We start from the raw sequence: 12,980 nt of genomic DNA on the forward strand, positions 1-12,980 counted from the left end.
ATGCAAAGTTTTGTGCACAAAATCTGGTATCAGGGACACCCGGCGGCCTGGCTGCTGCTGCCCCTGTCGCTGCTGTTTTGGCTTATCAGCAGTCTGCGACGTTGGGCCTTTCGACTGGGGCTTAAGCGCAGCCAGCGCTTGCCTGTGCCCGTGGTGGTGGTGGGTAACATCACCGCCGGTGGCAGCGGCAAAACCCCCACTGTTCTCTATCTCATTGACATGCTGCGCCGCGAAGGCTGGCGTCCCGGTGTGATAAGCCGTGGCTATGGTGCCTCCTTCGAAGGAGAGCGTGAGGTTGTGGCGGGTATGTCTCCTGCCGAGGTGGGGGATGAGCCTGCCATGATAGCCATGCGTACCGGCGTTCCTATGGTGGTGGGGCGTAACCGCATCAAGGCGGCCCACAAGCTGCTGCAATGCCACGACGTGAATGTGATTTTATGCGACGATGGCTTGCAGCATTACGCCCTCGCGCGGGATGTTGAAATTCTGGTGATTGATGGTGAGCGCCGCTTTGGCAATGGCTGGCTCTTGCCCGCAGGGCCACTGCGGGAGGGCCGCTGGCGCAAAGACACAGTGAATTTTGTGCTCTGTAATGGCGCCAGTGCCGAAGCGGACGAATACGCCATGACCCTTGAGCCAACTGGCTTGCTCCCTGTTGCTGCAATCCATGGCAAGGCCAAAGACAGCAACACCAATGAGCAGGATAGTTCGGCGCCACGCCCCGGCGACGTTGTTAATGCCATGGCCGGCATTGGCAATCCTGAGCGTTTTTTCTCGACCTTGAGAGCCCAGGGCTTTGTGCTTAAAAAGACCCATGAGTTTGCTGATCACATGGCCTTCAGCGCCGCGGATATTGCCGCTGTCGACGATGGTCGCCCACTGCTGATGACCGAAAAAGATTCGGTTAAATGTCGCGAATTTGCCAAACAACACTGGTGGTATCTCGCCGTTGATGCGAATCTACCGCCAACATTTTCACCCAGGCTGCTCGATGCCCTGAACCGGGCGGCCACTGCCAAGCAAGGAAACACCCATGGCCTTTGATAAAAAACTCCTGGAAATCGTTGCTTGCCCCGTGTGCAAGGGCAAGCTGGAATACGACAAAGCGGCGGATCAATTGATCTGTAAATTCGACCGTTTGGCCTATCCCATCACCGAGGGTATCCCGGTACTGCTGGAAAACCGCGCCACGCCATGGCATGAGCATGCTGCCGAGTGAGCTTGATGCCACTTAAAAAAGCCTCCCACAGGGAGGTTTTTTTATGCACATTGTTTCATGCAAACTACTTAAATTCTTGCTGGCTTAAGCCCCAGTCACTCCTTATACCCGCTTGGGGCGCTTGGGGCGCTTGGGGCGCTTGGGGCGCTTGGGGCGCTTGGGGCGCTTGGGGGTTGGGCTCCCTAATGCCCTAATGCCTTATTGCCGCGTGGCGTTTTTACCCTGTTGCAGGCTGTCTGAATGCTGAACCGACGGCTATAACATACTCAGGTTTCATTGAAATTACACAAGGGCGCAGGGATAATGCCGCCGCAAACTTTGAGTTGGGATACGAATGGAACAAGAGATCAGCACGCCTGAAACCTCAGCCGCCTTCAAGGCCATGGTTGCAGAGATATTGGCGACACATCAGGGCCACAGAGTGGTTCCCTTCGACTTTGAGGGACGCCGCTATTGGTTGAAACAGCCCGAGCGCCTGGAAGGCGCCATGAAATTTCTCAAAGACAATCCGGGCAAGGCGCTGCAAACCGAAATTCGCGCGCTGCAAACCCTCAATAAAAAACGCGCACCTGTGCCCAATGTGGTGCTGGCCGGTGAGGGGTACTTCGTTATCGAGGATGCCGGTAAAACCGTGAGCGATTGGTGGCACCTGTCTCATCAGGATGGCAGTGTTCCCTTTGATGATATTTTGAGTGACAGCGCGGCCGCACTGGCTGAGCTGCACTCGCTGGAGATCGCCCACGGACGCCCTGCGCTCAGAGACATCGGCTGGCAGGGCGGTGCGGTAAAGTTTATCGACTTTGAAGCCCATCAGCGCCAGCAAGATATGGCATCCCAGCAGCGGCGCGATTTGCTGGTATATCTGCACAGCCTCTATCGCTATCTGGGGCCCGAGCACGAGCCCATCACCCGGGCAATGCAGGCCTACCGAGAGGCAGGGGGAGAACCCATCTGGCAGGCCGCGAAACGAAAGCTCGCGCCCTGGCAGTGGCTTCGCCCCTTACTGAAACCCTTCCGTCGCATCGGTGGCCGGGATCTCAAGCCCTTGTATTGGGTGCTGTGGCATTTTCACAACCACCGGTGATTAGGCTTGGGCCGCGGGCCTGAAGCTGCCCACCTCGGGTTTAAAGGTCTTGGCGATACGGTTCCAGCTGTTGATGGCGTTAATGGCGATGGTTAAATCCACCAGTCCTTGCTCGCCAAAGGCCTCCACTACCTGAGCGTACTTCTCATCGTTAACCGGCAGCCCTTGAGTCAGGTGTTCCGCCCAGTCGAGCGCCATCATCTCTGTATCGCTGTAAAACGGCATATCGCGCCATGCGCTTAAGCCGATAATGCGCTCCTGGCTTTCTCCCTGTTGCAGCGTTGCCTTGCTGTGCATATCCACACAAAAAGCACACTGATTGATTTGTGATACCCGAAGCTTGACCAATTCCCACAGGGGCAGCGACAGCCGAGCTGACGTGCTGAACTGTTGCTGTAAATAGTTCTCCTGATTCATCAGAATTTGCATGCCTTTTGCGGCCAATCCAAAGTAATTTGCGCGTAATGCCATTTGCTCTCTCCATGGTTTGATGATGAGACCAGCTTAGCGTTCCGAAACAGCACAAAATTGTATGAATTCGACATGCGCCAAACATTGGCGTTTAGCGGGTATAAACAAGGTTGGAGACGGGTGATGCCTGATGGCACAGGCTTGGGTGTCACGGGAGCTGGAGAGTCGTCAGCAAGACCATTCGATACCATTGCAAACCCGGTCCAGGGAAGTCCAGCAACGCTTGTGTCGGCGTTTCCATGCCCTGAAAGCCCGGGGCAAGGAATACAACAAGGTGGTGACCGCCGTGGCACGCGAGCTGACAGGTTACATTTGGGACATAGCCCAAAGCTTTGATGCAGACATACCACGAAAAGCGTGCTGAATCAGAGTTAACTTCACTCTGGCAGTAAAGGCGGCGGCAGCGGTGCGAGCAACCCTCGAGGGCGTTAAGCGGTCACATCCGCGCTTCTAGACTGAGGCAAGGCTCCAGCGGCGAACACAAGTAATGCGAATAAACAAACTCGCGGCCTCACTATCAACAAGAGTGCAAGGTCAACCGCCGACACTTACTCGCCAAAGCCCGTCTGCCAGAGTGTCCTTACCGGAGATTTTTTGGGTCTCCGGTAAGGACACTATTATCCATTTGACAGAGGGAATCATATCAACGCCCGCATTTGGGGCCGTAGTGAAGCGAAGCGGAACGGAGGTCCAAGCCCCGCAGGGGCGAACAACATGCGCTTGTTAAGCGCACTGCCGATTATTAATTTAAACATTAGAGAAATACCGTAATGCCTAAGGTAATTAGGAATGCCCAAAAAACCAACCCTACAATAACAACCAACACACCATCAGGATCGGGAGCTGATTTACTGAAAGGTTTTACGAGTAAATATCCTGGGCCTTTGATCATAATCTCGAAAATGATCTCAACAAAGACCTCGACAATAAACCGAGCCACGACTTTGAAAGCACTTCCTATTACTTCATCTAACATCGATTTCTTTCCTAGCGCTTAACGCTTAAATCAGCCGACGCGTTAGCGGTCGGCTGAATTTACTTGTTAGCAGTTTCACCTGACAACTCCCTCATGAATTCATCATGATCAGCCCAGTATCGTCTGTTCTCGAGAGTCCAGCACATATGTGAAGATAGACCATCCAAATCACCCATTAATGTCAACTTATTAATTCCATAATGATTTAACTCGAACAGCATTTGACGCTTATATGCAGCCTTGATGATATGAACTTCAAGCTTGTCTTTTGCAGTTAAACCTTTTGATAACTCCACTTCGGGTTTGGGGTGCGCCGTAAACAAGCCACTTTGACGGCCTATTCTAGAGGCGACCATAGTAGGTTTATATTTTGCGATATTTTTATGGTTACCAGGCTTAGCGTTTTCCGGGACAATGTTCAAATTGGGAAGCAAGCAATATATTGCTGCGTCCTTTTCAGGCTCTGAGAGCGATGCGAAAAAAGCGGCAACTAGTGGGTTATAAGTCCAATCCAATAATCTCGTAGGTAATCCATGGTGCTGGGCTATTGCCATCCATTCCCATTCATTTTCAGGTTTAATTTGGATGTATTCAGATGCTTTTCGTTTCCAGCTTGCGAAGTAATCTAGATCACTTCTTTCTGAATAGGGCGCTCTACCTGCTTTCGGTATAACAGCCCAATCTGAGTTCGCTTGACCGCGAAACATCCATCGATTGTCCTTTCGATAGGCGGAAAAAGCTTCATGAAAATCTGAAAAAGAGTTTATGTCCATATCACTGCCTTTTGCTATCGCTTTAAGAGCTGCTGCTTGAAGCATCCGAGTTACTTGACTTGTTAGCTTCACACTCTCCGTCATTTGAAGAAATAATCCCTCGAGAGTGCTTTGAAACAAACAAAGAATACTCATTACTAATTGAATATTTACTATTTAAGGCGCTAATCTGGTCAATTAGAGCTTTTCCTCGGTAATACCTATTGGTGTAATCTTTATCACACCAATCCGGTTTTCTAATATTGACTCCTAAAGCAGAAAACTCATTCATAGCTTTCAATATTAATTCTTCAGCCTTCGCTTTCAGGGCTTTTTCAGAATAATATGAATGGAGCTCGTTAATTTCTTTAACTTTTTTCTGGTATTGTTCAATTAAAATATTAAGATCATTTTCTTTAACTTTAATCGCGTCGCTTGTTATGGAAAGCTCAAACTCTTTTTCTTTCAACTCTGACTGTGATATCGACTTTTCTTTCTCCAGCTTAAATTCTGCGTCCTTCAGTTCCAATTGCAGATGCGACTTTTCTTTTTCTAATTTTATCTGTGCATCTTTCAGACTTAGTAACTGTGTTGATACAGCATCTTTATCGGCCTGCACTGCTTTGTACTCATTCCACAAAAAAGCGCTTGCAACTGCAAAGAAAATAACAAAAGTTAAAAATCCTGCTAAGTAGGATTTAATTGCATCAAAAGTGTCTTTAAAATTCAAAGCTTATCCTTAATGTGCGCATGATTTGGTATTACGGCTAACGCCCGCCTAAGGGGCTGGCAACGCATAACACTAAACTCAAACGCAACAACTGCAACCACCGCGGCTCAATGGGACTGGAAACGCCACGCGTTGACAGTCCCTCTTGAGGCGTTTGTTAGCTTTATGTGATCGAATAGACAGCAATTGCTAAACCTATATTCACAAATAATGTTAAAGCACTTAGAAGATAATTCAGACCTGGTATTTGGAGAATGCCTGATGCAAATGCACCAGCAATAACCGCCAAAACAAAGTAAAGACCTTCAAGAAACCCATTACCGTAATCAGAACCGACAAAATATGCTGCAGGGATTATACAAAACCACCCACCTAGTCCACCTAAACTGGATAAAAGACCCATTACCTGATTTGAATATCCGTAACCAACAAAACGTCGAACCTGTTTTTCGACAAGGGCATTGGTACCAACAAAATACCCCATCAAAGCACCTATAAAATACTCCATTTATTTCCCCAATTTTTAATAAATAAAGCTAACGCCGCATTAAGTGGTGAGCGACGCTAAACACCTATGCTTCGACAAACCACTTAAAACGCAAAAACTGAATTTACACTAAAAACACCAAGCGTTGTGAATCTATCTTAAATGCTTTGTTATGTGATTGGGTTAATATTCACACTTAAACGCTTTGCCAATGGCAGTTGTGTTGGTAGTGCCTAGTGAACCCCAAGCATTTGTGTTTGCCATACCTTCCACGTAAACAACATTAGCACCTAGTTGAAAGGCTTTATTTTTGAGCTCATTTCGAGCTCCAATAATCAAATCTTCATTTGAAGTGAAATCACCAGTTACCCAATTACCTTGGCTACCTACAACTTCACCTAAATACTCACAGTGAGCTCTGTCCGGGCGCTCTGTGGTCAGCTCTACTTTTTCGGCTCCTTCAATAATCGGTTTCGCGGCACACCCAGAAAGGATAGCGATAAATAGTAACCCGACCGATAACTTAAACTTTTTCATTAGAACAAACTCCCTACATAAAAAAGGCACATCATACCATGTGGATTACGAATAATCACATAACGTCCGCGGTAATGGGGTGGCCTGTAGCATAGTGAGGAACGAACGACGCGGTAGGCCACTCCCAATTAACCGCGCTTGTTAGGCAGGTTTTGTAAAATTAAAACTCCGTTGCCAGAAATTCAAAGGTTATGTTTTTGTGTTTGCAAACTGTGATACTAGTTTCAAATCCATAATCGAGTCCTGCCCTATTAGTCTTGTTGTGCCATCCTCTCTTTCTACTCGATATGACTTTGGAGTTTTTTTGATGCACTTCACACCTTTCTCATATTCAATATCGTAGCGGCCAGCCATGAAAGCCACATCATAGAATTTACCTATTTCCATATCATTTTCCGTGCATATTTATTACTAAATAAAATGATGCCTAACATTTGTATAGTGCGCATGCGCATAATCTCACATCTGACCACTTGGTGAAATCTCACGCAACACGCTGTTTTTAAATTCGATTTTTAACTTAGCAAAAATCATCCTGGGTGGAAAGTGCGCATGCGCATGATTTGCGCTCGCTTTGTTTCGCGCACCATTTTTAAGTCTATGAATTTACTAAAGCTATAAAAAGTGTTTCAGAAATAGTGCGCACATTTTTTGTCGTTTGAGCTGGCAAAATCATCCATTTTAAAATAATACTGTATGTACGTACAGTTTCGGGGCTTTCGACATGGCCTATCAAAGTCCGTTTCTGCAGGGCATTCGCGAAGAGATGCGGATGCGTGGTTACAGTATCCGTACAGAAAAGACATATCTGTATTGGATAAAGGCCTTTATCCGTTTTCACCATAAAAGGCACCCGGCAGAGATGGGACAACCGGAGGTCGCACAGTTTCTGACCTTTATCGCCAATCAACGCAATGTGGCAATAAACACCCAAAAGACGGCGTTAAATGCGCTGGTCTACCTTTATCATAAGCACTTGCATCAGGAACTTGGCAGCCTTGGTTTTCATTACGCCAGCAAACAGCGATTCCTGCCTGTGGTACTGACCGTTGATGAAGTAAAGCGCATTCTGAATTGTCTGGAAGGACGTAGCCGCCTGATTGTCGAAATGCTTTACGGTAGTGGCCTGCGGATCTCTGAATGCCTCAGACTCAGGATCCAGGATGTCGATCTTGAGCATCTGTCTTTAACAGTGCGGGACGGTAAAGGCCGCAAAGATCGCAAAACAATGCTCAGCCAACATTGTGCGACGGCATTGCAATCATACATAACCACCGCCATAGCCCTTCAGCAGAAAGATAACCTACAAGGCCTGGGGCCATCGCTGCCCTATGCACTTGGGCGCAAATATCCCAACGCGTTCAGAAAATCTATCTGGATGTTTGTCTTCCCATCACATGCAATCTGCCATCATCCCATTACGGGGGTGTTATGTCGGCATCATCTGCATCAGAGTGTTGTGCGTAAAGCGCTGGCGGTCGCCGTTGCTAAATCTGGGGTCAACAAGCGGGTGACTTGCCATACTTTTCGTCACTCATTTATAAAATACTTCCCTGTATTTTCCCCTTCGGGCCAGCGGAGCTGTTCAAATTCAGTCCCGCTGAATTTGTGCCACTCATCTTTTGCAGGCCGGTTACGATATCCGCACCGTGCAGGAGTTGCTTGGTCACAACGATGTGAAAACGACGCAAATTTATACCCATGTACTGGGTCAACACTATGCCGGGACTGTAAGCCCACTGGATAGACTGACATAAGCGGTCTGCTTGATATCGATGTGGCTGTGAAAGTCATAGCTACCGCAGGACGCCATTGGAGTTCAATCGCATCTAATGCTGTGGGTGCTGGCGGCAAGCAGCGTAAATAACAGTGGGGGAAGTGTAAGGATGACCTTTGCGCTGTGCTTTTTGCGCTTCCCTGCTGCTATGGTGCTGGTGAGTGTTGAAACGCATCGCCCACTGGTTGAATGTCGATTGCGTTCAGGCGGTTGCTCACCCGCAATACTATTTGCACAGTGTCGAAGATACCCAAATCGCCGGGGCTTAACAAGCTTGTTATGCCCGTTATCAGCAGAGTAAAAAACTTTGCTATCTGAATGACTTGATTCAAATAAAAACACCCGCAGCTGCGGGTGTTTTTGTAGGCTGGCCTGAAAGCGCAGGCCCTGTTAAAACTGCATCTCAGGCACGTGCTCGGGCACGATAAGCTTGCCGGCAGTCTTCTCAACGATTTCTTCAACGGTCACGCCCGGGGCGCGCTCCAGCAGGTGGAAGGCGCCGTCTTTGATTTCGATAAAGGCCAGATCGGTGAGAACGCGCTTGATGCAACCAAAACCGGTGAGCGGCAGCTCGCACTTGGGCAGCAGCTTGGAGTTGCCGTATTTATCGGCGTGCATCATGGTGACGATGATATTGTCGGCACCGGCCACCAAATCCATGGCGCCGCCCATGCCTTTTACCAGCTTGCCGGGGATCATCCAGGAGGCGATAGAGCCTTCCACGTCCACTTCGAAGGCGCCAAGGACGGTTAAGTCCACATGGCCGCCGCGGATCATGGCAAAGCTCTCGGCGCTGGAGAAAAACGACGCGCCTTTTACCGCGGTCACGGTTTGTTTACCGGCGTTAATCAGATCCGGGTCAATGGTCTCTTCGGTGGGAAATTCGCCCATGCCGAGCAGGCCATTTTCCGACTGCAGCATGACCTGCATGCCTGCGGGGATGTAGTTTGCTACCAGCGTTGGAATGCCAATACCCAAGTTTACGTAATAGCCGTCTTTCAGCTCTTTGGCGACGCGCTGGGCCAGTTGTTCTCTTGAAAGTGCCATGGCGTGTCTCCTTATGCCTTTTTCACGGTGCGCTGTTCAATGCGCTTCTCAAAGCTGCCTTTGATGATGCGATCCACATAAATCCCCGGGGTGTGGATGTGGTCCGGGTCAAGCTCGCCCGGCTCAACAATTTCTTCCACTTCCACCACGGTGATTTTACCGGCGGTGGCCATCATGGGGTTGAAGTTGGCGGCGGTTTTACGGAACACCAGGTTACCCATGGTATCGGCCTTCCAGGCGCGGATAAGGGCGAAATCGGCGGTCAGGGACTCTTCCAGCACATAGTGGCGGCCCTTGATTTTGCGGGTTTCTTTACCCTCGGCAACCGGGGTGCCGTAGCCGGTGGCGGTAAAAAACGCCGGAATACCGGCGCCGCCGGCACGGATTTTTTCGGCCAGGGTGCCCTGTGGGGTGAGAATAACATTCAGCTCACCGCTTAGCATCTGACGCTCGAAGGTCGCGTTTTCACCCACGTAGGAGGCTATCATGGTGCTTATCTGCTTGTTTTGCAGCAAAAGCCCCAGACCAAAGTCATCAACGCCAGCGTTGTTGGAGATGGCGGTGAGCCCCTTGGTGCCAAGCTTTACCATCTGATTAATCAGGCCTTCCGGAATACCGCACAGGCCAAAACCGCCCACCATGATGGTCATATTGTCGTTAAGGCCCGCCAGGGCCTGGTCGTAACTGTCGACGACCTTGTAGAGTCCAGCCATCTTGTCTTCCTTTTGTTCTTAACCTGCTGTGTTCAGGTTTACTGTATTCTGTCGAATGCGTCCTGCCTTGGGTGAGGCAGGAAGATAGTTATTGTTATCTTTTACCTGGGTTAGCTTGAGCTTCTGTCCAGTGCATCTTGCCTGAGTCGCTCAAGCTTGCGGCCCACAAACAAGGCGCGGCCGACGCTGTGGAATCCTTACACCCTCAATCCCTCAATCCCTCAACTAAATCCCTAAAAATCCCTTAATCCTTAAAACCCTTACACCGAAAGCGCCCGCGCTACCTTGGAGCCATTTTGTCTGCCAAGGGCGGCGCTGATACGGTTACCGGCCTCAATCAGTTTGCCAAGGTCGATACCTGTGTCTATGCCCATACCGTGGAGCATATACACCAGATCTTCGCTGGCCAGATTGCCCGACGCACCCTTGGCATAGGGGCAGCCACCAAGGCCTGCCACCGAGGTATCCACGGTGCGGATGCCGGTCTCAAGGCAGGCGAGGATATTGGCAAGCGCCTGGCCGTAGGTGTCGTGGAAGTGCAGCGCGAGCTTATCTGCCGGCACTTTAGCCGCCACGGCTTCCACCATTTTACGGGCCTTTGCGGGCGTGCCAACGCCGATGGTGTCACCCAAAGAAATTTCATAGCAGCCGAGTTTGTACAGAATTTCAGACACCCGCGCCACTTCGCTTGCGGCTATCTCGCCATCGTAGGGGCATCCGAGCACGCAGGACACATAACCGCGCACCGGTAAATTGTGCTCTTTCGCTTTTTCCATCAATGGGATAAACCGCTCAATCGACTCTTCAATCGAGCAGTTGATATTCTTCTGACTGAAGCCCTCGGAGGCGGCGGCAAATACCGCAACTTCTGAGGCATTGGCGTCAAGGGCGAGTTCCAGGCCCTTGAGATTGGGGGTAAGGGCGCTGTAACGCACGCCTGCCACACGGGAAATCCCCTTAAGTACCTCGCCTGAGTCGGCCATTTGTGGCACCCACTTGGGGGAGACGAAACTTGCCGCCTCGATGCGGTTAACGCCTGCGCTGGCAAGGTTCTCAACCAGCAGAATTTTATCGGCTGTAGTCACCTGCTTTTCGTTTTGCAGGCCATCACGGGGGCCGACTTCAAACAGGCTGATGTGTGAGGGCAATGCCATCTTAGGCCTCCGCTTCTTTGCTGTTGGCTGCAGCATCGGCTGGCTCAAGCGACAGCAGCAGGGTGCCGTCGGACACCAGCTCACCCGGGGCGAAGAAGAACTCGCTCACCACCCCATCGAAAGGCGCTTCGATGGTGTATTCCATCTTCATGGCTTCCATTACCAGCAAACCCTGTCCGGCAGTGACCGTGTCGCCAACCGCAACCAGATGAGTCACCACAGTGCCGTTCATCGGTGCCTTGAGCTTGTCTTCGGAGCTTGCGGTTTCTTCCAATACCTGGCCGAGCACTTCGCGGAAATGGTAGCTGCCGCGCGCGAGGAATACGGTCAGGCCGCCTTCTTCGAGGGATACCGTCACCTTCATCTTGTGGCCGTTGATTTCGCACTTAAGCTCAGAGGCGTCAATGCTGCCACTGAGCTCAATCAGCTTGTCGTTAAGGCTTAGCTGGTAGCAGCCGCCCATCTCTGTCAGTTCGGCGCTGCGGCTCTGATGCGCGTCATCCAGCAGGGTTACGCTGTGGCGTTTTGGGCTGCTTAAGCGAAAGCCCTTGAGGCTCGACCAGGGGCTGAAAGGGTCGTGCCCGGCAGCTTGATGAATATCGGCTTCACGGAGAATAAGCTGGGTCAGCACCGCCAGTACAAAGGCGGTGTCGGCATCATCACGACTGTCGCCAATCAGGGCATCGCCATAGCGGCCAATAAAGTCGGTGGAGAAGTTGGCGCCTGCAAACGCCGGATGCTCGGCGATGTTCGCCAGAAACTCGATATTGTGCTTAAGGCCGCCCACACGGTAATCGCCAAGAGCGCGGGTAAGACGGGCCAGCGCGCGGGGGCGCGACTCATCCCACACGATGAGTTTGGCAATCATCGGGTCGTAATAGTTTGAAATCACATCGTTTTCACGTACCCCTGAGTCGATGCGCACATGGCGGCTTGGCTCAGGCTCACGCAAAAAGGTGAGTTTGCCGCTGGCGGGCAGGAACTCATTATTGGGGTCTTCGGCGTAAATCCTTGCTTCGAACGAGTGACCGTGGATTTGAATTTCGTGCTGCTCCAGCGGCAATACTGATCCCGACGCCACCAACAGCTGCCATTTCACCAGGTCCTGACCTGTGACCATTTCGGTGACAGGGTGCTCTACCTGCAGACGGGTGTTCATCTCCATAAAGAAGAAGCTCATATCCAAATCAAGCAGGAACTCCACGGTACCGGCACCGCGATAATCGATGGCCTTGGCGGCGGCCACGGCGGCTTCACCCATTTGCCTGCGCAGGCTGTCGGGCAGGCCCGGGGCAGGGGCTTCTTCCACCACCTTTTGGTGGCGGCGCTGGATGGAGCAGTCACGATCAGACAGATACACGCAGTTGCCGTGTGAATCGGCAAACACCTGCACTTCCACGTGGCGCGGCTGACGCAGATAGCGCTCCATGAGCAGTTTATCGTTACCGAAGCTGGAGGCGGCCTCGCGGCGAGCCGAGTCGATAGCAGCTTTAAGCTCGCTCTCACCCTCGACAATACGCATGCCCTTGCCACCGCCACCGTAGGCGGCTTTGATAAGGAGCGGATAACCAATCTTTTTTGCCTCGGCAAGCAGGGTGGCATCAGTTTGATCGTCGCCGTGGTAGCCGGGCACCAAGGGCACACCTGCTTTTTCCATGATGAGCTTGGCGGCGCTTTTGCTGCCCATCGCATCGATGGCATCAGAGCCCGGGCCGACAAAGGCGATGCCGTTCGCCTCACAGGCGCGGGCAAATTCGGCGTTTTCAGAAAGGAATCCGTAGCCGGGGTGAATGGCCTCGGCGCCGCACTTTTTGGCGATGTCGATAATCAGCTCACCGCGCAGGTACGAGCTTGCCGGGGCGCTTTCCCCCAGGTAAAAGGACTCATCCGCCAGCGCCACATGGCGGGCGTCGCGGTCGGCGTCGGAATACACGGCCACGGTTTTAATGCCCATATCGCGGGCGGTGCGGATAACGCGGCAGGCGATTTCACCGCGGTTAGCAATTAAGAGTTTGTTAAACATGGAAAATCCC

General features: G+C 51.2%; 15 protein-coding genes and 1 pseudogene. 5 read left to right on the forward strand and 11 right to left on the reverse strand.

Annotated features, from left to right (window positions below; translation table 11 throughout):
* From lpxK to JQC75_RS06605, 3 genes are all read left to right on the forward strand, one after another.
* On the forward strand, positions 1-1,044 hold the full coding sequence (lpxK, locus tag JQC75_RS06595; protein ID WP_203326637.1) for a tetraacyldisaccharide 4'-kinase: 1,044 nt from the start codon (positions 1-3) through the stop codon (positions 1,042-1,044).
* Positions 1,034-1,219, forward strand: a complete 186-nt coding sequence (locus tag JQC75_RS06600) for a Trm112 family protein (RefSeq protein ID WP_203326638.1) — start codon at positions 1,034-1,036, stop codon at positions 1,217-1,219. Before lpxK ends, JQC75_RS06600 begins: the two co-directional genes overlap by 11 nt.
* Before the next feature lie 334 nt (positions 1,220-1,553).
* A complete protein-coding gene (locus JQC75_RS06605) occupies positions 1,554-2,303 on the forward strand; it encodes a BUD32 family EKC/KEOPS complex subunit (RefSeq protein WP_203326639.1) in 750 nt (249 codons plus the stop codon).
* Here JQC75_RS06605 and JQC75_RS06610 read toward each other — a convergent pair whose 3' ends face one another.
* Complete coding sequence (locus tag JQC75_RS06610) at positions 2,304-2,774, reverse strand: carboxymuconolactone decarboxylase family protein (RefSeq protein ID WP_203326640.1); 471 nt, start codon at positions 2,772-2,774, stop codon at positions 2,304-2,306.
* Between the two features lie 130 nt (positions 2,775-2,904).
* On the opposite strand from JQC75_RS06610, the gene JQC75_RS06615 reads away from it, so the two are divergent.
* Entirely contained in the window at positions 2,905-3,138 is a 234-nt protein-coding gene (locus JQC75_RS06615; RefSeq protein ID WP_203326641.1) for a hypothetical protein, read from the forward strand.
* A 390-nt stretch (positions 3,139-3,528) separates the two neighbouring features.
* On the opposite strand, the gene JQC75_RS06620 is transcribed toward JQC75_RS06615, so the two are convergent.
* From JQC75_RS06620 to JQC75_RS06645, 6 genes are all read right to left on the reverse strand, one after another.
* Complete coding sequence (locus JQC75_RS06620) at positions 3,529-3,750, reverse strand: hypothetical protein (RefSeq protein WP_203326642.1); 222 nt, start codon at positions 3,748-3,750, stop codon at positions 3,529-3,531.
* Between the two features lie 59 nt (positions 3,751-3,809).
* The gene (locus JQC75_RS06625) at positions 3,810-4,568 is read right to left on the reverse strand and encodes an FRG domain-containing protein (protein WP_239002097.1); all 759 of its coding nucleotides are present in this window, start codon (positions 4,566-4,568) and stop codon (positions 3,810-3,812) included.
* Entirely contained in the window at positions 4,546-5,232 is a 687-nt protein-coding gene (locus JQC75_RS06630; RefSeq protein WP_203326643.1) for a hypothetical protein, read from the reverse strand. Before JQC75_RS06630 ends, JQC75_RS06625 begins: the two co-directional genes overlap by 23 nt.
* A gap of 163 nt (positions 5,233-5,395) precedes the next feature.
* The gene (locus JQC75_RS06635; protein ID WP_032471989.1) at positions 5,396-5,740 is read right to left on the reverse strand and encodes a hypothetical protein; all 345 of its coding nucleotides are present in this window, start codon (positions 5,738-5,740) and stop codon (positions 5,396-5,398) included.
* Between the two features lie 162 nt (positions 5,741-5,902).
* A complete protein-coding gene (locus JQC75_RS06640; RefSeq protein WP_203326644.1) occupies positions 5,903-6,256 on the reverse strand; it encodes a DUF4156 domain-containing protein in 354 nt (117 codons plus the stop codon).
* A 189-nt stretch (positions 6,257-6,445) separates the two neighbouring features.
* Complete coding sequence (locus JQC75_RS06645; protein WP_203326645.1) at positions 6,446-6,643, reverse strand: hypothetical protein; 198 nt, start codon at positions 6,641-6,643, stop codon at positions 6,446-6,448.
* A gap of 337 nt (positions 6,644-6,980) precedes the next feature.
* Between JQC75_RS06645 and JQC75_RS06650 the strand changes: the two are divergent.
* Positions 6,981-8,013, forward strand: a pseudogene (locus JQC75_RS06650) (integron integrase).
* Positions 8,014-8,423: 410 nt separating this feature from the next.
* Here the strand turns inward: JQC75_RS06650 and JQC75_RS06655 are convergent.
* The 4 genes from JQC75_RS06655 to JQC75_RS06670 all read right to left on the reverse strand — a co-directional run bounded on the left by JQC75_RS06655 (position 8,424) and on the right by JQC75_RS06670 (position 12,970).
* Positions 8,424-9,080, reverse strand: coding sequence for a CoA transferase subunit B (locus JQC75_RS06655; protein ID WP_203326646.1), 657 nt, complete (start codon positions 9,078-9,080; stop codon positions 8,424-8,426).
* A gap of 11 nt (positions 9,081-9,091) precedes the next feature.
* Entirely contained in the window at positions 9,092-9,793 is a 702-nt protein-coding gene (locus JQC75_RS06660; RefSeq protein ID WP_203326647.1) for a CoA transferase subunit A, read from the reverse strand.
* Between the two features lie 260 nt (positions 9,794-10,053).
* Positions 10,054-10,947, reverse strand: coding sequence for a hydroxymethylglutaryl-CoA lyase (locus JQC75_RS06665; RefSeq protein WP_203326648.1), 894 nt, complete (start codon positions 10,945-10,947; stop codon positions 10,054-10,056).
* A 1-nt stretch (position 10,948) separates the two neighbouring features.
* Positions 10,949-12,970 carry an acetyl/propionyl/methylcrotonyl-CoA carboxylase subunit alpha gene (locus JQC75_RS06670; RefSeq protein WP_203326649.1) on the reverse strand — a complete coding sequence of 674 codons (2,022 nt, stop codon included), beginning with the start codon at positions 12,968-12,970 and terminating at the stop codon, positions 10,949-10,951.
* Positions 12,971-12,980 lie beyond the last annotated feature (10 nt).

The organism is Shewanella litorisediminis (assembly GCF_016834455.1).
Classification (GTDB): Bacteria; Pseudomonadota; Gammaproteobacteria; order Enterobacterales; family Shewanellaceae; genus Shewanella; species Shewanella litorisediminis.

What these genes read in the sequence shown, in the direction of transcription:
- lpxK (WP_203326637.1), top strand. Translation starts at nt 1, where the DNA reads ATGCAAAGTTTTGTGCACAAAATCTGGTATCAGGGACACCCGGCGGCC.
- JQC75_RS06600 (WP_203326638.1), top strand. Translation starts at nt 1,034, where the DNA reads ATGGCCTTTGATAAAAAACTCCTGGAAATCGTTGCTTGCCCCGTGTGC.
- JQC75_RS06605 (WP_203326639.1), top strand. Translation starts at nt 1,554, where the DNA reads ATGGAACAAGAGATCAGCACGCCTGAAACCTCAGCCGCCTTCAAGGCC.
- JQC75_RS06610 (WP_203326640.1), bottom strand. Translation starts at nt 2,774, where the DNA reads ATGGCATTACGCGCAAATTACTTTGGATTGGCCGCAAAAGGCATGCAA.
- JQC75_RS06615 (WP_203326641.1), top strand. Translation starts at nt 2,905, where the DNA reads ATGGCACAGGCTTGGGTGTCACGGGAGCTGGAGAGTCGTCAGCAAGAC.
- JQC75_RS06620 (WP_203326642.1), bottom strand. Translation starts at nt 3,750, where the DNA reads ATGTTAGATGAAGTAATAGGAAGTGCTTTCAAAGTCGTGGCTCGGTTT.
- JQC75_RS06625 (WP_239002097.1), bottom strand. Translation starts at nt 4,568, where the DNA reads ATGCTTCAAGCAGCAGCTCTTAAAGCGATAGCAAAAGGCAGTGATATG.
- JQC75_RS06635 (WP_032471989.1), bottom strand. Translation starts at nt 5,740, where the DNA reads ATGGAGTATTTTATAGGTGCTTTGATGGGGTATTTTGTTGGTACCAAT.
- JQC75_RS06640 (WP_203326644.1), bottom strand. Translation starts at nt 6,256, where the DNA reads ATGAAAAAGTTTAAGTTATCGGTCGGGTTACTATTTATCGCTATCCTT.
- JQC75_RS06645 (WP_203326645.1), bottom strand. Translation starts at nt 6,643, where the DNA reads ATGGAAATAGGTAAATTCTATGATGTGGCTTTCATGGCTGGCCGCTAC.
- JQC75_RS06655 (WP_203326646.1), bottom strand. Translation starts at nt 9,080, where the DNA reads ATGGCACTTTCAAGAGAACAACTGGCCCAGCGCGTCGCCAAAGAGCTG.
- JQC75_RS06660 (WP_203326647.1), bottom strand. Translation starts at nt 9,793, where the DNA reads ATGGCTGGACTCTACAAGGTCGTCGACAGTTACGACCAGGCCCTGGCG.
- JQC75_RS06665 (WP_203326648.1), bottom strand. Translation starts at nt 10,947, where the DNA reads ATGGCATTGCCCTCACACATCAGCCTGTTTGAAGTCGGCCCCCGTGAT.
- JQC75_RS06670 (WP_203326649.1), bottom strand. Translation starts at nt 12,970, where the DNA reads ATGTTTAACAAACTCTTAATTGCTAACCGCGGTGAAATCGCCTGCCGC.